Raw genomic sequence first — 19,239 nt, 5'->3', positions numbered from 1 at the left:
TCCTGAATGTGGCTGTATTTTCTGGGCATAGCAAAGACCTCCTGTAGTAGTTTTATTCTACCACAGGAGGCCTTCTTTTTTCATTGTCTACTTTTACTGGAGCAGTTCAGGCCGCCGGTGTTACTATATTTCATCTTCAAACGTATCTTCTAAAAAATCATACTCGTCTGTAAACAGTTCTCTCGGCGGGAAACGCATTTCGTACTGATGTTGTGCGATTTCCCTTACCTCTGGCCGCCGGTCCCTGGTTCGTCTCTTAAGCCAGTCGATCTGCGCTTTGGAGAGCCGCCACGGCAGGCTAAGCAGACGATTGATGGTCATCATTTCAGCTTGCTTTTCAGGGGGCAGGGATGCGCAGGCTTTACAGATATGTGCTGCATGGCCTTTTCCCGAGAACTTTTCGTTTGCCTTATATTCCCCGCAAACTTTACAATAATGTCCATGCTTTTTCATACTGTGCCCTCGCAGCGGTTATAAAAGTACATCCAAGTACTGCCGTAAAATTTTCTCGACACGGAACAATTTTGCATCATGCATCAGGATTCGAAGATTTTTATCCTTCCGTTTGGCATACGCCTTCAATGCGTCTTGGAAGGTCTGCGTCTCGATGTGGTTTCGGCTGCGAAGTACATCACAGACAGTTCGTTCCATATCATAGACCGGCACATCATGACCAAAAGGTGTTTGCATGGTAGTCAGTCCAACCTCATGTAGCTCCGTCTTGATTGTAAAGACCTGAACGCCCTCGCTCTTGAGGCGGGTAGGGTTATAGCCAGTCTTGACTGTAACAGAATAGGCCAGAGGTTCCCGGTCGGTCAAGTCATGGAAAAACAGCGCCGTTTCATGGGAAAAGATTGCCTGTGGGCAGCGTAAATGTAAAAGATACATAGCGTCCACCCAAGCATCTTTGGAAAGATAAATCCCATGTGCCACCTGTTCCAGTCCACGAGACCGTACAAACTGATAAAAAACGGGTTTTGAGATTCCGGCGGCAACGACTTGCCCGGTGCGTAGCACACCGTCATTATTCTCTAGCAGATGATCCATCTGTTCAAATTGGCTCATGACATTCACCTCTCTTTCATGCTAACACTATACGCGAAATTAGCATGAAAGTAAAGTTATTGCCTGGAAAGCCTTTATCCATACACGGCATCCCGAATCATGTACTGCACGCCCTGCACCTTGCCCAGCAGCCAGAACACTGCCATCGGCAGGCCGAAGGGGCTGGCAAGGAAGGCCAGAAACAGGTAAATCACAAAACCTTCCACCGAGCCGCACAGTAACAGCAGTGCGACAGCCAGCAGGCAAAGCCCCGCGCTGACCAGACCCAGCACCATGCTGGAGAGGAACACGATCCCCGCGCAAATCCAGATGAACAGCATAAGGGCCAGCACCACAGGGGCGAACGCCACCTTCAATAACAGGCGAATCAAAAACCAGAATATGCTCATGTTGCTTCCTCCCGGCGCTGTGCCAGATACGACCTGCGTATCTCGTCCAGTTCGGCCTGCTCTTTCTCATCGAGTTCTCCGCGCCCTTTGGTGCGCCGGATTTCCTCGTAGCCCAGGCAGTCTTCCAGCAGTAAATCAAACAGTTCCTCCGGCGTCCGGCAGAGGATGCCATCCACGCAATCGCGGTCATCCCCGTTCCACGTCACCCGGACATAGCCGCGCCTGCAGGGCAGAACTTCTTCCTCCAAATCTTCTTTCAGATAGGATTGGAACATATCCAGAACAGCTTCAAACGTCAGCATTGATTATCACCTCCAGCTTTGCTCTCATTATCTCCCATAAACGTCCAAAAAGCAAGGATGCCGCAAACAAAAAAGAGCGGGAGGCAGCCGCGCCGCCTCCCACTCCTTCAAGAAATATTTGCGAGCTGCAGCAGCACAGCCCGGACGCCCTCAAGCAGTTCCTCCTGCCTGCGGGTGAGGTCTGCGATGTCCGCCTCGTAGATGCGGCCCGTCGCATTGACCCGCCGCGCGAGTTGGTTCAGATTGCTGCTGCTGCGCCGCAGAAGGGACAGCAGCTCCTTCAGTTCCGGCAAATCCAGCCTGACCGCATAGCCGTCCAGCGCCATCTTCCGAAGATAGGCTTCCCGATTGAAAATGCCCAGCGCGGCCATTTTGTCCTCAATCGCGGCCAGCTCCGCAGAGGAAACCCGAAAATTGAGCTGCACATCCCGCTTGCGTTTGGGCCGGTTCATCGCTCCGGCTCTTTCTTTTTGTGGGTGGCGGGCGCTTTCTTTCCCGTCTCCTTTTGTGCCTGCCGGAGCTGCTCCCGCACCGAGGTGCGGGGCTGACGCTCCATTTCTTTCCGCGCCTGGGTCACGAACAGGTCGATCAGTCCGGGATGGCTGCTCACTGCAAACGCATAGTTCCGGTCCATGCCGAAAGAATCCATATTGGGCGGGATGCTCACCGTTTTGGCCCACTCTTTGTTGGGATAAGTAAAGCGGCCGTCCCACTCCTTCTGCTGGATGGTGTTGGCCAAAACGTACAGGACGCGCTCCGCGCCAAACTGATTCATCACCTTGGCGGCGGTTCCCTCGGCTAAACGCCGACCATCATAGCTTTGGCTGATTGCCTGCTCGATGGCCTCCTTGCAGGCGATGTTGGCCTGCAAGGAAATCCGGTAGGTTTCCACTTCTCTGCACTCACGGGCATAATCGAAATTCTCCCGGTAGACCGGTAAGTCAGACAACGCGACTTCCTCCTCCGCGGCGGCCAGCGCCGTTTGGATTTCCGCTTCGGTCACGGCCACCAGCTCCTGAAAGTCCATCCCTTTCAGCTCGTTCTCGATCAACTCTTCCAGCGAAGAATACTGCCGGACATCCAGCGGCCTTTCTTCCAGCTCCCTCTCGATCTTGTATTCCTTGAGGTCTACATACACCTGCAAAGGGTAGCCGTCGTTGCCTACGGTTGTGTAGGCTACGTCAATGCGGCTCAGATCATCAAAGTCTGCGGGGGCATCGTACTCGCTCATACAGAACTCGTTGATCAGCTGTTTTGCCTGGTCCAGCTGCGAGACCTGCATGGCGTCGGCCCGGCTCTCGATGCAGCTCCAAATTTCCTCCATGTGGCTGGACTCCATCCGGTCAAACTCCTGGTAAATGTCTGCCAGCGGGGACGGCGATGCCAGCAGAGCCGACGCCTGGGCGTCGGTCAGGTCATTATATTCCAGAGAAAGCAGGATGTCCTCCCGGACGGTGTACTCATAAGCATGGTTCAAAACCTCTGCTGAGGGCTGGCTTTTCAGCCAGTCGCGGAATTTGTCCTGCTCCGCAAACATTTTCTTGTAAAGCGCCGTATTCAGTTCTTCGTTTGTCATCGCTCCTGCGCCTCCTTTTTATGTGCTTTGGGTTGTGTGGGTGAGCGCTCAGATCCGGCGGCCTTCAGTTCCGCCAGCACTGATGGCTTTTGCTTCTGGCCCGGTTCCGGTTCGGTAATATCTTCCTCCGGCTCGGGGTGGGCATCCATGTTGAGCAGGGAGTCCAGCTCGGCCAGACGGGCAGACTTGGCGGCCAGTTCTTCCTCTTGCGGGAAAGGCTTTTCCAACTCAACCTGGGCCGCATCCCGCTGCTGGTAAAGGGCCTGCAAAGCATTTTCTGCCTGCTCCACCCGCTCCGGCAGGTTGTCCAGGGCGTTGTCTATACGGGTCAGGTTGCCGCGGGCATCGGTGCCCAGAGAGACAAAGTGGCTTGTCTCGCCCCGCAAAATCGCCTGATACTCGTTGCGGAAGGAATCGAACTGCAAGTCCAGCCCAAAACCGCGGTAACTGCCAAGGGTCACCGCCTCGGCAGAGGGCATTTCCTGACAGGCAGTCAGCAGCCGCTCACCGGCAGCTAATTTGTCGTCAAAGTGCATCCCCCGTATCTCGATGCCGCAGAACTCCTTGCCCTGGGGGTGATTTTTTGCCGTCTCTGCATCCCGCCGCAGCGCAGCAATTTCGGACTGCTTATACTGGATGCTGGCCGGGAAATCTTTGAGCAGCCTATCTTCCAGCCGGTATCTCTGGCTCTGGTAGTCTGCTTTGAGGATTTTGAGCTTTGCCACTTCTACCTCCAGATTCGTTTTCTCCTTGATGAGCGGATTGCCCGCGCACAGGGCTTTGACTTCGGCGTAACTGAGGACCTGTTCGTCCACGTCCTCGCAAGAGCGGACCGGGCTTTTACTGGTCATAATTTGACTGATGAAACGCTGTTTATTTTCCAGTGTTTGGAACATATAGCTGTCAAATGTCCCCTCGGTGACATAGTTAAAAATATGCACCGTCTTATTTTTGTTTCCCTGCCGGATGATACGTCCGTTGCGCTGGGTCATGTCCGAGGGCTTCCAGCCCACGTCCAGGTGGTGGACTGCCACAAGCCGATCCTGGACGTTTGTCCCTGCCCCCATTTTTGACGTACTTCCGAGTAAAATGCGCACTTTGCCGGTGCGCACCTTGGAGAACAGCTCTTTCTTTTTTGCCTCGGTATCGGCGGTGTGGATGAAGGCCACCTCGCTCTCCGGCACACCTGCCGCCAGCAATTTTTTCTTCACATCATCGTAGATGTTGAACTGCCCGTCTCCTTTGGGCGTGGACAAATCGCAGAACAGGAGCTGGGTCAACCGATCCGCTTTGCCTTCTTCCCAGATGCGCAGCACGTTGCCGACACAGGCGTTCACCTTGCTGCCCGGGTCATCCGGCAGCATAGGGTTCATGAGGCGTTGGTCGAGGCCGATTTTCCGGCCATCATTGGTTATACACAACATATTGTCCTCGGACGGGTCCACCTGCCCAGCGTTGATTTTGCCCGCCCGTTCCGAAAGAGACTGTACCATCTCTTTCTGTATCTCAGAGGGCTTGACGAGCACGGTTTCAAACTTTGCCTCGGGAACCGGGAGATGGAGCTGGTCACTGGTCTTGATGTCGGCCACTTCCTTGAATATGGTCATGAGTTCGGGCAAGTTGAAGAACTTGGCGAAGCGGGTCCTGGCCCGGTAGCCGGTGCCCTCGGGGGCCAGCTCGATGGAAGTGGTTGTCTCACCGAAGGTGGACGCCCAGCAGTCAAAATGGGTCAGGCCCTTCTGCTGTAAGGTGCCGTATTGCAGGTAGCGCATGACCGTATACAATTCACTCATTGAATTGCTCACCGGTGTGCCTGTGGCAAACACCACGCCCCGGCCGCCGGTGAGCTCATCCATGTACCGGCACTTGCCAAACATGTCGCTGGACTTCTGGGCCTCGGATGTGGACAAACCCGCGACATTACGCATTTTTGTATAAAGAAAAAGGTTTTTGAACGCATGTGACTCGTCAACAAACAACCTGTCTACGCCCAATTCTTCAAAGGTCACCACATCGTCCTTGCGTTCGGTGGCCTTGAGCTTTTCCAGTTTGCCTTCCAGTTGCTTACGGCTTTTCTCCATCTGCTTGACCGTAAAACGCTCGCCTGCGCCGGCTTTCAGCTCGGCGATGGCGTTCTGGATCTCGTCGATCTGCTCCTGGATGATTCGCTCCTGCCGCTCGAAGGAAAGGGGGATTTTCTCAAACTGACTGTGGCCGATGATAACAGCATCGTAGTCGCCGGTGGCGATACGGGCACAGAACTTCTTTCGGTTGGCAGTTTCAAAGTCCTTCTTGCTGGCTACCAGCAGCTTGGCGCTGGGGTACAGGTGCAGGAACTCCTGCGCCCACTGAAGGGTCAAATGGTTCGGAACAACGAAAAGCGATTTCTGGCACAGGCCCAGACGCTTGGCCTCCATTGCGGAGGCGGCCATTTCAAAGGTTTTGCCCGCGCCCACCTCGTGGGCCAGCAGGGTATTCCCGCCGTAGAGGACATGGGCAATGGCGTTTTGCTGGTGCTCCCGCAGCTTGATTTCCGGGTTCATCCCCACAAAGTGGATGTGGCTGCCGTCGTATTCCCGGAGCCGGGTGGAGTTGAACAGCTCGTTGTACTGCTTGACCAGCGTTTCCCTCCGCTGGGGGTCCTGCCAGACCCAGTTGCCAAAGGCGTCCTTGATGGCCTGCTGTTTTTGCTGAGCCAAAGTGGTCTCCTTTTTGTTTGGCACCCGCTTTTTGGAGCCATCCGCTTCCTCGATGGTGTCGTAGACACGGACGCTCCTCAAGTTCAAAGTATCTTCCAGAATCTTGTAGCCATTGGCCCGCTTGGTGCCAAAGGTTTCGTAAGCAGCCACATCGTTGAAGCCGGTCTTGGTTTTACCCTCGATGCGCCATTCGGCGGTGGCGGGCGAGAATTTGACCTGAACAGCGTGCCGCAGATAAAACGGCACCTGAAAGGTTTCCAGCATAAACTGCTGGATGACCTTGGGGTCCAGCCAGGTTGCGCCCAGCCGCACGTCGATTTCAGAGGCTTCCAGTTCCTTGGGCTGGGCTTTGGCCAGAGCTTCCACGTTGGGTGCAAACTCCGGGTTGGTCTGGACGGCCAGCTGTGCAATCCGCAGCTTGTTGCGGACGTTGCCGGACAGGTACTCGTCGGCGGTCTGCCAGCCGGCTTCCGGGTCGGTCGCATCCGCGGAGGGGTCCTTGAAGATGACGCCCTGCAGGTCGGAAGTAATGCGCTCGTAGTCGCCCGGGGTGCCCAGCAGCTCGGACATATAGGGCAGATCTACCCGGCCCCGTTCCCCAATCGAGACGGCCAGCGCCTCGGCAGGGGTGTCCACATGGGTGACGCTGTGTTCAGGCCGGATGGTCCGTTTTGTGAACATATCCGCCTTGCTTTTCAGTTTGCCATTCTCGTCCAGATTCTCCAATGAGCAAAGCAGATAATAGGATGAATCATCCTCAAAGAGGCGGCCATTCTTGCGGTCATTGATGAGGCCAAACCTAGAGGCAAAGGCATCGTAGGCGGTGTTCAATTCGGATTGTTTCGCCTGGATGTCGGCGTCAGGGTAATCTTCCAGCTGATACTGGATCAGCTCGTTGACCACCCGCCGCAGCTCCACCATGCCTTTGACCCGTTCCCTGGCGTCGCCGCCCAATTCTGCCTGGGTCATGATGGAGTTTTCACGGTAATACACTTCACCATCTACCACCGTGTAGGAGAAGTTCTTGACGCCTGGGTCGGCGGGCAGGATATTGGGAGTGTCCTCGGCTCGTTCAGCTTTGGTGTGCTGCACCGCCCGGTACTCACCGTGAATCTTTGCTGTGGCCTCTTTGAGCTGCGCGGCCAGGTCCGCCCCCTCGAAGGGGTGGACCGTTATGTCCTCCCGTCCATACTGGGTGTTCTCGGTGGAAAGTTCGCCCAGAACCATGTCCGGGTGCTCCACAAAATACTGGTTGACGGTGAAGCCTTCCGGCGTTTTGTTAAGTTGCACCCAGTCAGGCTCCCGGTCGATGGGCCGGTCCCGCTTTTGCAGAAAGATGATGTCCGAAACTACTTCGGTCCCGGCGTTGGCTTTGAACGCATTGTTGGGCAGCCGGATGGCCCCCAGCAGGTCGGCCCGCTCGGCCAGGTGCTTGCGGGCAGTGCTGTCTTTGGAGTCCAGCGTGTACCGTGAGGTCACGAAGGCGACAATGCCGCCCGGGCGAACTTGGTCCAAGGCTTTGGCGAAGAAGTAGTTGTGGATGGAAAAACCGAGGTTGTTGTAGGCTTTGTCGTTGACCTTGTAGTTGCCGAAGGGTACATTGCCCACTGCCAGGTCGTAGAAATCCCGCTGGCTGGTGGTCTCAAAGCCAGCGACAGTGATTGTCGCTTCCGGGTAGAGTTTCTGGGCGATGCGCCCGGTAATGCTGTCCAGCTCCACGCCGTACAGCTTGCTTTCGCTCATGCTCTCGGGAAGCATCCCGAAGAAATTGCCCACGCCGCAGGACGGCTCCAGGATGTTGCCAGTCTTGAAACCCATCTGCTCCACAGCCTCATAGATAGCACGGATGACGGTGGGGCTGGTGTAGTGGGCATTCAAGGTGCTGGCCCTGGCGGCGGCATATTCCTCCGGTGTCAGCAGTCCTTTCAGCTCTGAATACTCTGCGTTCCACGCCGCTCTGTCCGGGTCAAAGGCATCCGGCAGGCCGCCCCAGCCCACATATTGCGAAAGCAAATGCTGTTCTTCCGGGGTAGCCTGGCGGTTCTCCTGCTCGATCTGTTTCAGCGTGGCGATGGCCTTGATGTTGCGCCAGAACTTTTCCTTGGGGCCGCCTTCGCCCAAGTGATCGTCCATGATATGGAAATTCCGGACGGCAGGTGTGGAGATTTCATGTTCCAGCTCCTCAATGTGCAGCTTTTCGATTACTACATCGTAGGGCAAGCCGTTTTCTGCGGCGGGATAAATTGTTTCCGGTTCCGCCGTCAAAGGTTTTGGTGGTTCCGTGCCCGCCACTTTTTCAGCATCCGGTTCAGCCTGAACAGGCTCCGGCTGGTTTGCCTCCTGTGCAAAACCGTCCTGCCCGAGCTGGTAAATGGTGCGCAGGGTCTGGGCAACTTCTTCCCAGGTGCGGGTGACTTTGGTTTCGTACTTGTCGTTGATGTTCAGTTCCAGCCCGGCTTCACTCCCAAAGCAATCCGCCAGTTCGCCGCTGGTAAGCTCCACAATATCGGCGAAACCGCTATAGGTTTGCGCCAAATGCTGTGCAATCTGCCTGTTGCCTTGACCGGCCTGGAACATCTCGGACAGCGTTTCCCGGGCTGCCGTGTCCAGCAGGCTGCCTTCTGTGGTCAGGGCTTCCCGGATGTCCGCGTCGATGGAAGCCAGCGGTTCGGCCAGAAAGTCGGTGATATGTGCGTTCCTCTCGTCCTGGCGCAGAAGGTGTTCAAACCGCTCCTTCGGTTCTTCCCTGAAAACAGGATACCGCAGCCCGGGCGGCAAAAGCTCCACATGGTAGGTGTCCACCTGGGTGATCTCGTAAGGGCTACCCTCCAAAAACACCTGGTCGCCCTCCCGGTAAGCAGGGGCCAACGGGGTGCGGGTGGGTACAGGTTCCTGCACAGGCACTTCTGCGGCGGCAACGGCTTCCACGTCCGCCATAACCTGCCGGATGAACGGGTCGTTGTCCAGCTTTTCGGGGTCAACCACCTGGCCGTTCACGATGCCGCGTTCGGCCAGGGCCTCCCGGATGGCGACGGGGTCGATATTGTCAAAACGGTCCTGCTCCGCTTCGGTGTAGAAGCGATCTTCCTTGATGAGCTGGGCGATCCGACGCTGGACCTTGGGCCAGGGCAGCACCGTTCCTTTGGGGCTGTCCGGGCGGACTGTGAACGGGGTGCGTCCTTCGCCGCCGTCAAACTCATGGGCCAGCCATGCGGCGGCGTCTTTCTCCCGTCCATGTTTTTCCATGTAGCGAGCAACAGTGTGTTTGCTCTCGATATTGCCGTTCCAAGCCTGGATGGCCTTGTCGATGTCCGCATCCGAGAGAGGACGCAGCAGCTCATGGAGTTTGGGATAGGTCTCGTCGATGACTTCCCGCGTCAGGCGCTGCCGGAACTCGGGGATATGGGAATAGAGATGAAGCAGTTCCTGATTGCCAGATGACAAAACCGCCCGCTGGACGGCTGCCCGACCTTCGATCACAGCGCGTTCTCGGTCGCCGTCGCTGCAAACATTCCCATATCTGGTATCCCGGTTGACCGCCTCCAGCACAATGGGCTTATACTGCTCATGCAGCTCCCGAAGTGTAGCTGCTTTGCCGGTTTCCCCATCCGGGAACGCCCGGACCCCATCTGCACCAAACTCCGCTTCATGGGTATCAATGGCCTGCTCCGCCTCGTGGTCGATAGAGCGCAGAGAATACTCCTGACGCTCCCCGCCGTTTTTCGGGACAGCGGAAATGGTCACATTATGTTTGTTACGCAGCTGCTCCACAATCTGTTCCAGCTGATCTGCCGGGACGCCGCACATATCCACCCGGCCGCCGCCCGGAATCGCGCGGCTGTGAACCTGAATCCCCAGCTCAGCAGCGGCGGTGCGGGCATCTTCACCGTACAGCTCGAAAAAGTCGCCCATCTGGTACAGGATCAGGTCATCCGGGTGACGTTCCTTGACGCCGTTGTATTCCCAAATGGGTTCCTCCTGTCTCGGCGCATCCAGATACTTGCCGGCGGCAATCAGAATCCCGATCCTCTTTGCTGCATCGGACCAGCTGAACCTCTGCTCCTGCCCCTCGGGATAGGAGCGCAACTGGATGCCTCGGGCATTGTATTCCAGGAAACCGTGGCTGCCATCCAGGAAAGTCCAGGTCTGCCCTCCGATGCCGTACTCGTTTTTCAAAAACTCGGCCCGTTCTTTGGGGGTGTGGTTCTCCTGGAAGAAGGCCACAATCCGCTCTTTGCCGTGGGCAAAGCCGCTGCCACTGGCCAGGGCCAGCGCAATATCCTCGCTGGAAAAAGAAAAAGCGGAGACTTTTTCGGTCTCCGCTCGCCGGTCGATGGCTATAATCTGCTCGGCCTCTGTAGGAAAAAGGCTTAACTGTTGATGAGTTCCGCCATCAGGATTTCCTCTGCCTGGGCCTTGCAGGTGTTCATCAGGCCCACCCACTGCATCGGGTCGCGGGCCTTCAGCTGCTCCGTCGCGCCTGCGTCCTTCGCCAGCTGGGGCATCATCCGCTCCAGACGGTCCCGGGCGGTCTCGTCCACCTCCTGCAGGTGCGAGAACAGGGTCCCGGCCAGAAGCATCCGGTTGTACAGCACCGGCCGGTTCTGCTTGAGGTAGGTCTGGCGCATCCGCCCGTACTTGCCCAGAGGCTGGGCCGGGGCCGGGTCGAGGGTCAGGTTCGGGATAAGATAATCCCCGTTCTGAGAATAGGTCAAGCTGTTCATGTTCTGCGCTCCTTTCCATTTCTATGTTTCGTCTGCGAATGGTGGTCTTGATGGTCCGTTCGATTTGCCGCAGCACCTGGCGGCAGCTGTCGCTGACCGCGGTGCCCAGCACCCCCACGGCTGCCGGGGTATCGAAGGAATAAATCGCCGCGAAATCGTCCCGGTCAAACCAGCCGTCCGGTTCAATGCCGCACCGGGACAGTAGCAGGTAGGTGATGCTGGCGGCCCCAGCCGACTTGAACTCCATCTCGATGCTAAGATCATCATACCCTTCCAGAAGCGATCCGTCAACGATGTCGAGGACATCCCGGCTGTTGTTGTCCCAGTAATCCTCCACCAGCCTGCCCGACAGGTTCGCAAGCTGCTGGGCAAAGTTCGGGTCGCTGACGCCGTAAGTCTTTGACAGCATCTCCGCCACCGGCTGGCGGAACTCGTAGGTCATCCGCCACTGGTCGGGGTCCAGGGAGTTTCGGCGGGTGCCGGTGTCCGATACGTCAAAGACGTATCGCAGGCGCTGGCTGTTATCGTCCAGCAGGGCGATGCCCTTGGAGCCGCGCCGGACATAGCGGTTCATGCGGTTATTCCAGATGTCGTACTCAGCGCAGGCCGTGGCGTCGGGGCGCTGTGCGTAAATCATGAGCTGGTCGGGGTAAGGGTATTTGTATAGTCTACTCGCCAGAGACAAAAATTCCGCCCAGCGCTCCCAGTTCCCTGTCAGTCGGCGGGCGGTGTCTTCGGCCAGTTTGGCATAATAAAGCGTCTTTTCTGACATACCGCCCTCCTTTACTCCCGGCCCCTGTCCTTCGTTTTCCGAGGTGGTGTATCTGCTTTGGGCTGGGGCGCAGTTGCCTTCAGCTCCCCCAGCACCGACTTTCGCAGGCTCGGCTTGAGGGGGTGCTTCCACCGGCTAAAGGCCATATCCTTTGGTTCACTTGCGCGCTTTTCATAGACGCGGATGCGGTCAAAGCCCAGGTCTTTCCTCATCTGCTTCAGAACATCCATGACCTCAGGGCTCTGGTTCAGAGAGGCCATCCGGGTGTAATCGTCCACCAGGTAGTTCTTGCCCTGCCGGACGTGAAGCAGATCGGCTGCGCCGGGCGGGTCCTCACGCTGGATGCCGAAGGTCAGCCGGGCACCGGTCAAATCCTCGCTGTTGTAGGGTTCGGTCCGTAATTCCTGAAAGCGGGCCGCTGCCTGTTCGTAGGTGTCGTAAAATTCAATGGGTGTGTACGGTTTACTCCCGGCCGCCCCTGTCCAGGTGGCCAGGTCGGGGATGATATAGAACTGCCACTTGCTGTCTTTTTCGTCTGCCATAGGCCCCTCCTTAGATAAAGTCCGGGTACAGCTCCAAGGCGTCGAACTCGGCGTCGGTCATGCCATAGAGCTTATCGAGGGTACTGTCGGTCAGGTCCCGCAGCTCCACCTCTGACAAGGTGAGATAAGTACGCATCTCAGTCAGGCTTTCAATCAACCGCTCCCGGCTGCCGGTGTTGTAAAGGGCCATCAGGTTGACTTCTTCATAAGTGAAATTGTTCATCTGCCACCTCCGCTGTTCTCAAATTCCAGGCTGAACCTTGCCCGGCCGTCGGCCTCGGTGGCCATCAGGACGGATGCGTTGTAGGGCTTACCGGTGCGCTGGCTCTTGCAGTCCTTGAGCCGGGCACGGCCATCCCGCAGCAGCTTATCCACCAGCTGCCGGGTCAGATGCTTGCCCAGCCGCTTGAAGAAGGCGTTGTCCTTCCAGAGCACAAACCGGCACTCCCGGTTGGAACAGAACCAACCTTTCTCGCGCTCGGCCACGTCTGCGCCGCAGTGAGGGCAGACGCCTACCACAGACGCGCCGGGGGCGGCCTTGGCAGGGGCATTGGGGATGTTGGCGTACTGATTTACAAGATGTTTCATCATAGATTCGATTTCCTCCATAAACTGTTCAGATGTATAGTTGCTGTGTTCGATTTCGGCCAGCTTTTTCTCCCAGTCGGCGGTCATGGCCGGGGACTTGAGCTGTTCAGGCATCGCAGCGATGAGCGTCCGGCCCTTCTCGGTGGGGATGAGGTTCTTTGTCTTGCCGCTGCCCTCGCGGGTCAGAAAGCCTTTCTTGACCAGCTTTTCGATGATACCCGCCCGGGTGGCCGGCGTCCCGATGCCCCGGCGCTCGGCTTCCTCTGGCATATTCTCTTTCCCAGCACTCTCCATTGCAGAAAGCAATGTATCCTCGGTGTAGTGCTTGGGCGGGGACGTTTTGCCCTCTTTCAGCTCAGCAGAAAAAATGGGCAGGGCCGCCTGCTCCTGCACCTCTGGCAGAATCTCCAGTTTTTCCTTGTCCTTTTGGGCAACATCCCCAAGGACGGCCCGCTCTGCTGCTTTCCAGCCATCGGCCAGAACGGTCTTGCCTTTGGCGGTGAAGACCTTCCCGGCGCACTCCATCTGTACCGTGGTTTCCGCATAGCGGTACGGCTCGCCCACGGCGGCCAGCAGGCGGGCCGCAATCAGGCGCAGGATGCTGGCCTCACCCGCGGGCAAAGAAGAAAGGTCAGCTTTCGCCATGCTCCTGGTGGGCAGGATTGCGTGGTGGTCGCTGACCTTTTTGTCGTTGATGACCTGTTTGGATTGGATGGGGATTTCGCCGGTCACGCCAAAGCAAGCGGCGGTCTGCCGGACAAGCTCGGGCAAGCCAGGCTCCATGTCTCCGGTCAGATACCGGCTGTCGGTGCGGGGGTAGGTCACCAGCTTCTTTTCATACAGGGCTTGGGTGTAGTCGAGGGTCTGCTGCGCCGAGTAACCCAGCATCCGGTTGGCGTCCCGCTGAAGCGTAGTCAAGTCGTAAAGGGCAGGCGGGCCTTCGCTTTTCTCTTTCCGCTCGGTCTTTTGCACAAAGACCCGGCTGCTTTTCTGGCACTCTGCCAAAAGCCACTCGGCCTGGGCCTTGTCCTTAAATCGTTCGCTGCTGGCCATACATCCCTCCATTTTCAAAAGTACATTATAAAAGGGTTCCGGGCGGAACGCCTCGATGGCTGCCTCCCGCTCCACCGTCATGCCCAGAGTGGGGGTCATGACCCGGCCTACATTCAGGGTCTGGCCGTGCAGGCACGAAAAAAGCCGGGAAGAGTTGATGCCGACCAACCAGTCGGCGCGCTCCCGGCAAAGGGCTGCTTTGTACAAAGCATCGTATTCAGCTGAGGGTTTGAGGTTTGCAAAGCCCGCCCGGATGGCGGCGTCCTCCATGCTGCTGATCCAGAGGCGGGTAAATGGTTTTCTGCAGTCGCACTGGTGGTAGACGAGGCGGAAAATCAGCTCGCCCTCCCGTCCGGCGTCGGTGGCGCAGACAAGGCTTTCCACATCGGGCCGGGCCATGAGGCCGTGCAGGACTTCAAACTGCTTTTTGGTAGAACTGCTCACGAGGTACTGCCACTCTTTGGGCAGGATGGGCAGGTCGGCCCGGTTCCATCGGGCGAAGCGCTCGTCATAGCTGCCGGGCGGGGCCAGCTCTACCAGATGGCCGACACACCAGCTGATGAGATAGCCGTCTGCTTCCAGGTAGCCATCCCGGCGCTTTACGCTGCCCAGGGCTTTGCCGATGGCCTGGGCGGTCGAGGGCTTTTCGGTGATGATGAGTTGGGACAGAAAATCACGCTCCCTTCACGATTTTGGTGTTGACTTTTTCAGGTCTGATACATATAATATATATCAGTGATCGTGCCATGGATACTTGTGAGGCCCATGGCCAGAGAGGGGGTTCCGCAAGGAGCTCCCTTTTCTTTTTGGAATTGAGGAAGTAAAAATGCCAAAGCCATTCATGACTTATGACCAGCAAATTGATAAACTGAGGGATGAAAAACATATTCTGATTCCAAACGAATCAGAAGCCAAAAGCAAACTAAAACACATCAGCTATTACTCTCTTATCAGCGGCTACAAGCACCTGTTTCGTATTCCTGGACAGAAGGTCTATAAGGAAAACACATCCTTTGACGAAATCGTAGCTCTTTATGAGTTTGATGAAGATATTCGCGCATTGTTTCTAAAATACCTTCTGCACATAGAGCAACACCTTCGTTCGCTTTTATCTTATTATTTCACGGAGAAATACGGCGAAAAGCAAAACGCTTATCTATTCGCGGCAAACTATAATTATACGCAGAAGAATAAAGCTGGTGTCGATCGTTTGATTTCAGAGCTGGATAAGCTGACGCAAACCACACAATACCCATATATTGAGTATCAGCGCAACTCGTATCACAATGTTCCTCTGTGGGTGCTGGTCAATGCTCTTACATTTGGAGCACTATCTAAAATGTATATGTTCTTTCCATTTGATTTGAAAGCAAAAGTCAGCAAAAATTTTTTACACGTCAATGAAAAGCAGCTTGGCCAATATCTGTCTGTTCTAACGAAATTCCGAAATGTATGTGCTCACAACGAACGGCTTTTTTCTTATCGCTCCAAAGATTCCATCCCGAATACCACTCTCCACAGGAAGCTGAACATCCCCCAAAAAGGCGGTACATATCAGTTCGGCAAATGTGACTTATTTGCAGTCGTTATTGCGTTTCGGTATTTGTTACCCGCCGATGAGTTTGTTACCTTCAAGAGATTGCTGCGTCTGCAAATCAAAAAGTTCCTTAAAGCAACAACACATATCTCTGAAATCGAGCTTTTGAATGCAATGGGATTTCCAGAAAACTGGAGCAAAATAACATCTTATCAATTATAGCAGCTATTGGATAAGGGCGGCCCCCGTGGCCGCCCCCATTTTTTCTCCATCATACTGTCTTACTCCTCCTCGTACCCGTCGCTGGCCTGGTATGCCTTGCGCTCGGCTTCCTCGTCAGCTTCCGGTTCCTCATCCGGCAGGATGATCTCCTCCTCGTCCTCGCGGTAGTCGGCGTCGGGGTCCGGCTTGTTTTCCTCGGCCTCGCGCTTCTTCTGCTGCATCTTCAGCCAGAGGTATGCGCCGCCGCCGGCGATGCCGGCCAGTACCAGCAGCACCAGGATGAACTTGCCCGCGCCGTCCTCTTCTTCCTCGGGTTCCGGCTCAGGGAGAGGCTCTGGTTCCGGGGCCGGTTCGGGTTCAGGTTCCGGCTCGGGGATGTCCTCCTCGTCCATAAGGGCCAGCAGGTCAGCCTCGTCCACCATGTTGAGGAAGTGGGCCGTCTGGTCGCCGTCGGCGGCCCGGTCGATGATGAGATAGAAATAGGCCCCGGATTTGCTCACCAGGGTGATGAACTGCTGGGCTGTGCCGTCCGAGAAGGTGGTCTGGTAATCGTCCACCACTGTCAGGTTGCCTTCTGGGGTCAGGGGGCCGGTGTCCTGCTCGATCACCGTTACCGGTTCTTCCTCGTCCGTCTCAAAGATGGACGGCGCAGTCGTTTCCTCGCTGCTCTCGCCGCCATAGGCAAAAGCTGGCGTCGCCATACAGCCCATGAGCACGGTCAGGGATGCCAGGATACAGGTCAGCTTATTCAAAGTTTTCTTCACGCGGTTCCTCCTTTGCGGTTTCCACGGCGGCCAGAGCCGCAGGGTTGGGGGTGGCGTTGCCCGCCTGCTGAAGCAGGGCGGCGAGCTGTTCGGGGGTGAGATTGGCTACCCGGACCATCTCAGCCACTTCCACTTTCTCGGCTTCTGAAATGCGCCGTTCCAGCAGCTCGATGCGGTTATTCAGTTGGATGCGGCGCTCTCTGGCTTTCGCCAGGTCTGCCCGCAGCTTGTCCAGTTTTTCGCTCATTGTATACCTCCGTTTCACTTGGGAATCCTGCCAAAGCCCAGCAGGTGTTTGTCCCAATAACTTGAATGAATATCCGAATATTTGATGGGGTCTCCGGCGGAAATCATCATGCCATCGCCAACATAGATACCCACATGGCTCGCGCCGGCCGTGTCGTAAGTACCCTCGAAAAATACCAGGTCGCCGGGCTTGGCTTCCTGTTCCGAGATTTTCGCGGCCTGCTGCCACAGGCCGTTGGCCGTGGTGCGGCCCACATCCCAGCCGGATTCATTGAGCACCCAGCAGACATAGCCGGAACAGTCAAAGCCAGTTTCCGGGGTGGAACCGCCCCAGACGTAGGGCGTCCCCAGATACTTCTCGGCTTCTTTCAGCATGACTGCAAACTCGGGGTCGGTGAGAGCCTCGGCGGGGACTTCATAGTCGATGCCTGCTTCACCGGAACCGTCTGAGCCGACCGATAGAGAGAACCCGCCGAACAGTTCCGGGCGGTTGCCCTGGGTCTCCTGCAGAATCTGATACCGTTCCAAATCGTCCCCCGACAGCATCCCGTAAGCCACCGTGTCGATGCCATAGTTGAGCAAAGTGATGTTCAAAATTTTCCACTCATACTCCACCTCAACTTCGTAGCTGTAGGTCTCGCCAGTGGTGGGGTCGGTACCGGTGCGGGTCTCGGTCCGGGTGCGTATCTCGATGGTCTCGGTCAAAATCAGCTCGTACTGCGCGTCAAAGATAGCAGACATAGTGCCCTGCACCTCGCCGCGGGTGTAGGCTTCGTGAATTGCCGTCAGCATGGCGGCCAGCTGGTGCGGGTCGTGGGTGATGGGGTCCAGGTTGAAGTTGTACTCGTCGTAGTCGGGGTAACTGGACGGGATAGCTTCGATCTCGGCCTTCAGGGCGGCTTCCATTTGGCAGTAATCGCTCTCCGCTCCCAGAATGTCCTCGTCCTCGGCGGTGTAAGAAGTGGTCCAGACCGTACCTGTCCCGCCCGGAAAGAACACCGAACAGGAGGTCACAAAGCTGAAAATGACCAGGATGACCAGGACCAGGATGCCACCCATCAGGATCATGTGGGCGTGGGTGGAGACGAACTGCGCTGTCTTGGCCGCCGCGGCCTTGGCCTTTTTGGTGGCGGCGCTGCGGGCGGAATTGGCCGCGCTGCCGCTCGCCTTGCCCCCGGACTTGCGGGCATAATAGCTGGCCTTGATCTGCTGGCGCTGTTTCCATCGGGAGATGGGGTTGGACGCAGGCTGCGCGGCCTGCTGCTTGCGGTGCAGCGCCCGGATGTTGGCTTTATCTGCGGCTTTGTCCAGCTTCTCAGCCTTCTTGTAGGCTTTCAGTTTCTTGCTGTACTTGGCGTCTTTCAGCTTTTTTGCCGCGCCCTCGGCAAGCCGTTCCCCCTCGTGGGCGGCCTGAACGCCGGTGTTCTCATCCTGGTTCTGCTTGTCGATTTGGCGGTGAGCCTCGCCGCCTGCCAGTGCCTCTGCGCCGGGCTTGCGGCGTTTGGGCTTGGCAATTTCGTCCCCAAACTCGGCCTTGCCAAAGCGAAGCTGGGCGCTCCGCTCTTTGGCCTTGTCCGTCTCCATCTTGAGGCCCCGCTTGGGCGGGGCGCGGGTGGAGAGTTTCGCCTTGGCCTTGTCGGCCCGGTCGGCGGCGCGGGACGCTTTCCTGGCCGCACGGCGGACGCCTTTGTCCGCCAGTTCTTCCTCGGTGAAGGTCAGGCGGGTGGTTTTGCGCTTCATCCGGCCTCACCTGTGCCGTCCGAGAACTTGGTCGTCATAATCTTATACAGCTCGGTATCCTGCGGGAAGCGGTCAATAAAGGGCAGGATGACGTTGCCGTAGAATAGCAGGCCCTCACCTTCACCGGAATGGGTCACATAGCTGAGCTGATGGGGTGAAATGTTGAGCTGCTTGGCGAGAATCTGCCGGTCACCCGCGGCCTGATTAAGCATGAGGATGAAGTCGGAGTTCTCAAAGATGTTCTCGACTTCCCGGGAGGCAAGCAGATCCTTCACGTTCTGGGTGATGCCGGTGGGCGCGCCGCCCCACTTGCGGAACCGCTTCCAAATCTCGATGCTGTAAGCAGCAGTTTGTTCCTCACGCAAGAGCAGATGGAACTCATCTACATAGTATCGTGTAGTTTTTCCGCCATAACGGTTGGTCGTGACGCGCCCCCAGACCTGGTCTTGCACCACCAGCATCCCGATTTTTTTGAGCTGCTTGCCCAGCTCCCGGATGTCGTAGCAGACAAAACGGTTGTTGATGTCCACATTGGTCCGGTGATTGAACAGGTTCAGACTGCCTTTGACATAAATTTCAAGGGCGGTGGCCACATGGTGGGCCTCTTTTTCTTCCTGCTTCAAGAGAGCGTTGTAGAGGTCCTCCAGCAGCGGCATTTTCTCAGGCTGAGGGTCCCTGAAGTATTCCTGATAAATCTGATGCACACAGCGGTCGATGACGGTTTTCTCCACCGGCAGCAGACCCTCCTTGCCGCCCACCACCAGTTCGCACAGCGACAAAATAAAATCCGATTTCAGGGCAATCGGGTTATCTTCTTCGCTGTAATTGCTGTTGATGTCCATAGGGTTGATATACTGGGTGCTGGTGGGCGAGATTTTGATAACCTGTCCGTGGAGCCGTTCCACCAGGGCCGCGTAATCGGCTGGGTCGGCGGTGTTACCACCGCTTTCCCGCCTAAGAACCGTACGTGACAGATTTCCCGTCATACGGCTCAAGCATTTCATCACTTTTTCAAGCGGC

The 19,239-nt window shown here is 56.6% G+C and carries 14 protein-coding genes and 3 pseudogenes; 1 reads left to right on the top strand and 16 read right to left on the bottom strand.

What is annotated here, in order from left to right; translation table 11 throughout:
* Nucleotides 1–123: 123 nt before the first annotated feature.
* The 12 genes and pseudogenes from B5F27_RS13440 to B5F27_RS13390 form a co-directional block, all read right to left on the bottom strand.
* Entirely contained in the window at nucleotides 124–453 is a 330-nt protein-coding gene (locus tag B5F27_RS13440; protein WP_087368526.1) for a hypothetical protein, read from the bottom strand.
* Nucleotides 454–471: 18 nt separating this feature from the next.
* Nucleotides 472–1,065: a type IV toxin-antitoxin system AbiEi family antitoxin domain-containing protein gene (locus B5F27_RS13435; RefSeq protein ID WP_087368525.1), complete on the bottom strand. Its 594-nt coding sequence runs from the start codon at nucleotides 1,063–1,065 to the stop codon at nucleotides 472–474.
* 74 nt (nucleotides 1,066–1,139) lie between these two features.
* Nucleotides 1,140–1,454, bottom strand: coding sequence for a CD1845 family protein (locus B5F27_RS13430; protein WP_087368522.1), 315 nt, complete (start codon nucleotides 1,452–1,454; stop codon nucleotides 1,140–1,142).
* A complete protein-coding gene (locus tag B5F27_RS13425; RefSeq protein WP_087368520.1) occupies nucleotides 1,451–1,756 on the bottom strand; it encodes a hypothetical protein in 306 nt (101 codons plus the stop codon). Before B5F27_RS13425 ends, B5F27_RS13430 begins: the two co-directional genes overlap by 4 nt.
* A 107-nt stretch (nucleotides 1,757–1,863) precedes the next feature.
* Nucleotides 1,864–2,208, bottom strand: coding sequence for a plasmid mobilization relaxosome protein MobC (gene mobC / locus B5F27_RS13420; protein WP_087368518.1), 345 nt, complete (start codon nucleotides 2,206–2,208; stop codon nucleotides 1,864–1,866).
* Nucleotides 2,205–2,987 carry a DUF3849 domain-containing protein gene (locus B5F27_RS17315; RefSeq protein WP_343214643.1) on the bottom strand — a complete coding sequence of 261 codons (783 nt, stop codon included), beginning with the start codon at nucleotides 2,985–2,987 and terminating at the stop codon, nucleotides 2,205–2,207. Before B5F27_RS17315 ends, mobC begins: the two co-directional genes overlap by 4 nt.
* A gap of 54 nt (nucleotides 2,988–3,041) precedes the next feature.
* Nucleotides 3,042–3,332, bottom strand: a pseudogene (locus B5F27_RS17310) (DUF3848 domain-containing protein); the annotation flags it as partial.
* Nucleotides 3,329–10,324, bottom strand: a pseudogene (locus tag B5F27_RS13405) (SNF2-related protein); the annotation flags it as partial. The pseudogenes B5F27_RS13405 and B5F27_RS17310, both read right to left, overlap by 4 nt.
* Nucleotides 10,325–10,401: 77 nt before the next feature.
* Nucleotides 10,402–10,755, bottom strand: a complete 354-nt coding sequence (locus tag B5F27_RS17305; protein WP_242962199.1) for a TnpV protein — start codon at nucleotides 10,753–10,755, stop codon at nucleotides 10,402–10,404.
* Between the two features lie 783 nt (nucleotides 10,756–11,538).
* Nucleotides 11,539–12,069, bottom strand: a complete 531-nt coding sequence (locus B5F27_RS13400) for a hypothetical protein (RefSeq protein WP_087368514.1) — start codon at nucleotides 12,067–12,069, stop codon at nucleotides 11,539–11,541.
* 10 nt (nucleotides 12,070–12,079) lie between these two features.
* Entirely contained in the window at nucleotides 12,080–12,292 is a 213-nt protein-coding gene (locus tag B5F27_RS13395; protein ID WP_087368512.1) for a transposon-transfer assisting family protein, read from the bottom strand.
* Nucleotides 12,289–14,379 carry a type IA DNA topoisomerase gene (locus B5F27_RS13390; RefSeq protein WP_087368510.1) on the bottom strand — a complete coding sequence of 697 codons (2,091 nt, stop codon included), beginning with the start codon at nucleotides 14,377–14,379 and terminating at the stop codon, nucleotides 12,289–12,291. The genes B5F27_RS13395 and B5F27_RS13390 overlap by 4 nt, the downstream gene beginning before the upstream one ends.
* Before the next feature lie 157 nt (nucleotides 14,380–14,536).
* Here B5F27_RS13390 and B5F27_RS13385 point away from each other — a divergent pair, with 157 nt between their 5' ends.
* Nucleotides 14,537–15,469: an Abi family protein gene (locus B5F27_RS13385; RefSeq protein WP_087368507.1), complete on the top strand. Its 933-nt coding sequence runs from the start codon at nucleotides 14,537–14,539 to the stop codon at nucleotides 15,467–15,469.
* A 59-nt stretch (nucleotides 15,470–15,528) separates the two neighbouring features.
* Here the strand turns inward: B5F27_RS13385 and B5F27_RS13380 are convergent, their stop codons facing one another.
* The 4 genes and pseudogenes from B5F27_RS13380 to B5F27_RS13365 form a co-directional block, all read right to left on the bottom strand.
* Entirely contained in the window at nucleotides 15,529–16,233 is a 705-nt protein-coding gene (locus tag B5F27_RS13380) for a DUF4366 domain-containing protein (RefSeq protein WP_242962198.1), read from the bottom strand.
* Nucleotides 16,214–16,480, bottom strand: coding sequence for a DUF4315 family protein (locus B5F27_RS13375; protein WP_087368505.1), 267 nt, complete (start codon nucleotides 16,478–16,480; stop codon nucleotides 16,214–16,216). The genes B5F27_RS13380 and B5F27_RS13375 overlap by 20 nt, the downstream gene beginning before the upstream one ends.
* A gap of 14 nt (nucleotides 16,481–16,494) precedes the next feature.
* Entirely contained in the window at nucleotides 16,495–18,219 is a 1,725-nt protein-coding gene (locus tag B5F27_RS13370) for an NlpC/P60 family protein (RefSeq protein ID WP_087368502.1), read from the bottom strand.
* Nucleotides 18,216–19,148, bottom strand: a pseudogene (locus tag B5F27_RS13365) (conjugal transfer protein TraE); the annotation flags it as partial. The pseudogene B5F27_RS13365 and the gene B5F27_RS13370, both read right to left, overlap by 4 nt.
* Nucleotides 19,149–19,239 lie beyond the last annotated feature (91 nt).

Source organism: Faecalibacterium sp. An192 (assembly GCF_002160175.1).
Taxonomy (GTDB): Bacteria; Bacillota; Clostridia; order Oscillospirales; family Ruminococcaceae; genus Faecalibacterium.
Note: the sequence above shows the minus strand (reverse complement) of the source record. Positions and strands in the feature narration are given on the sequence as shown.

What these genes read in the sequence shown, in the direction of transcription:
- B5F27_RS13400 (WP_087368514.1), bottom strand. Translation starts at nt 12,069, where the DNA reads ATGGCAGACGAAAAAGACAGCAAGTGGCAGTTCTATATCATCCCCGAC.
- B5F27_RS13375 (WP_087368505.1), bottom strand. Translation starts at nt 16,480, where the DNA reads ATGAGCGAAAAACTGGACAAGCTGCGGGCAGACCTGGCGAAAGCCAGA.
- B5F27_RS13425 (WP_087368520.1), bottom strand. Translation starts at nt 1,756, where the DNA reads ATGCTGACGTTTGAAGCTGTTCTGGATATGTTCCAATCCTATCTGAAA.
- B5F27_RS13395 (WP_087368512.1), bottom strand. Translation starts at nt 12,292, where the DNA reads ATGAACAATTTCACTTATGAAGAAGTCAACCTGATGGCCCTTTACAAC.
- mobC (WP_087368518.1), bottom strand. Translation starts at nt 2,208, where the DNA reads ATGAACCGGCCCAAACGCAAGCGGGATGTGCAGCTCAATTTTCGGGTT.
- B5F27_RS13385 (WP_087368507.1), top strand. Translation starts at nt 14,537, where the DNA reads ATGCCAAAGCCATTCATGACTTATGACCAGCAAATTGATAAACTGAGG.
- B5F27_RS17305 (WP_242962199.1), bottom strand. Translation starts at nt 10,755, where the DNA reads ATGAACAGCTTGACCTATTCTCAGAACGGGGATTATCTTATCCCGAAC.
- B5F27_RS13430 (WP_087368522.1), bottom strand. Translation starts at nt 1,454, where the DNA reads ATGAGCATATTCTGGTTTTTGATTCGCCTGTTATTGAAGGTGGCGTTC.
- B5F27_RS17315 (WP_343214643.1), bottom strand. Translation starts at nt 2,987, where the DNA reads ATGAGCGAGTACGATGCCCCCGCAGACTTTGATGATCTGAGCCGCATT.
- B5F27_RS13435 (WP_087368525.1), bottom strand. Translation starts at nt 1,065, where the DNA reads ATGAGCCAATTTGAACAGATGGATCATCTGCTAGAGAATAATGACGGT.
- B5F27_RS13440 (WP_087368526.1), bottom strand. Translation starts at nt 453, where the DNA reads ATGAAAAAGCATGGACATTATTGTAAAGTTTGCGGGGAATATAAGGCA.
- B5F27_RS13370 (WP_087368502.1), bottom strand. Translation starts at nt 18,219, where the DNA reads ATGAAGCGCAAAACCACCCGCCTGACCTTCACCGAGGAAGAACTGGCG.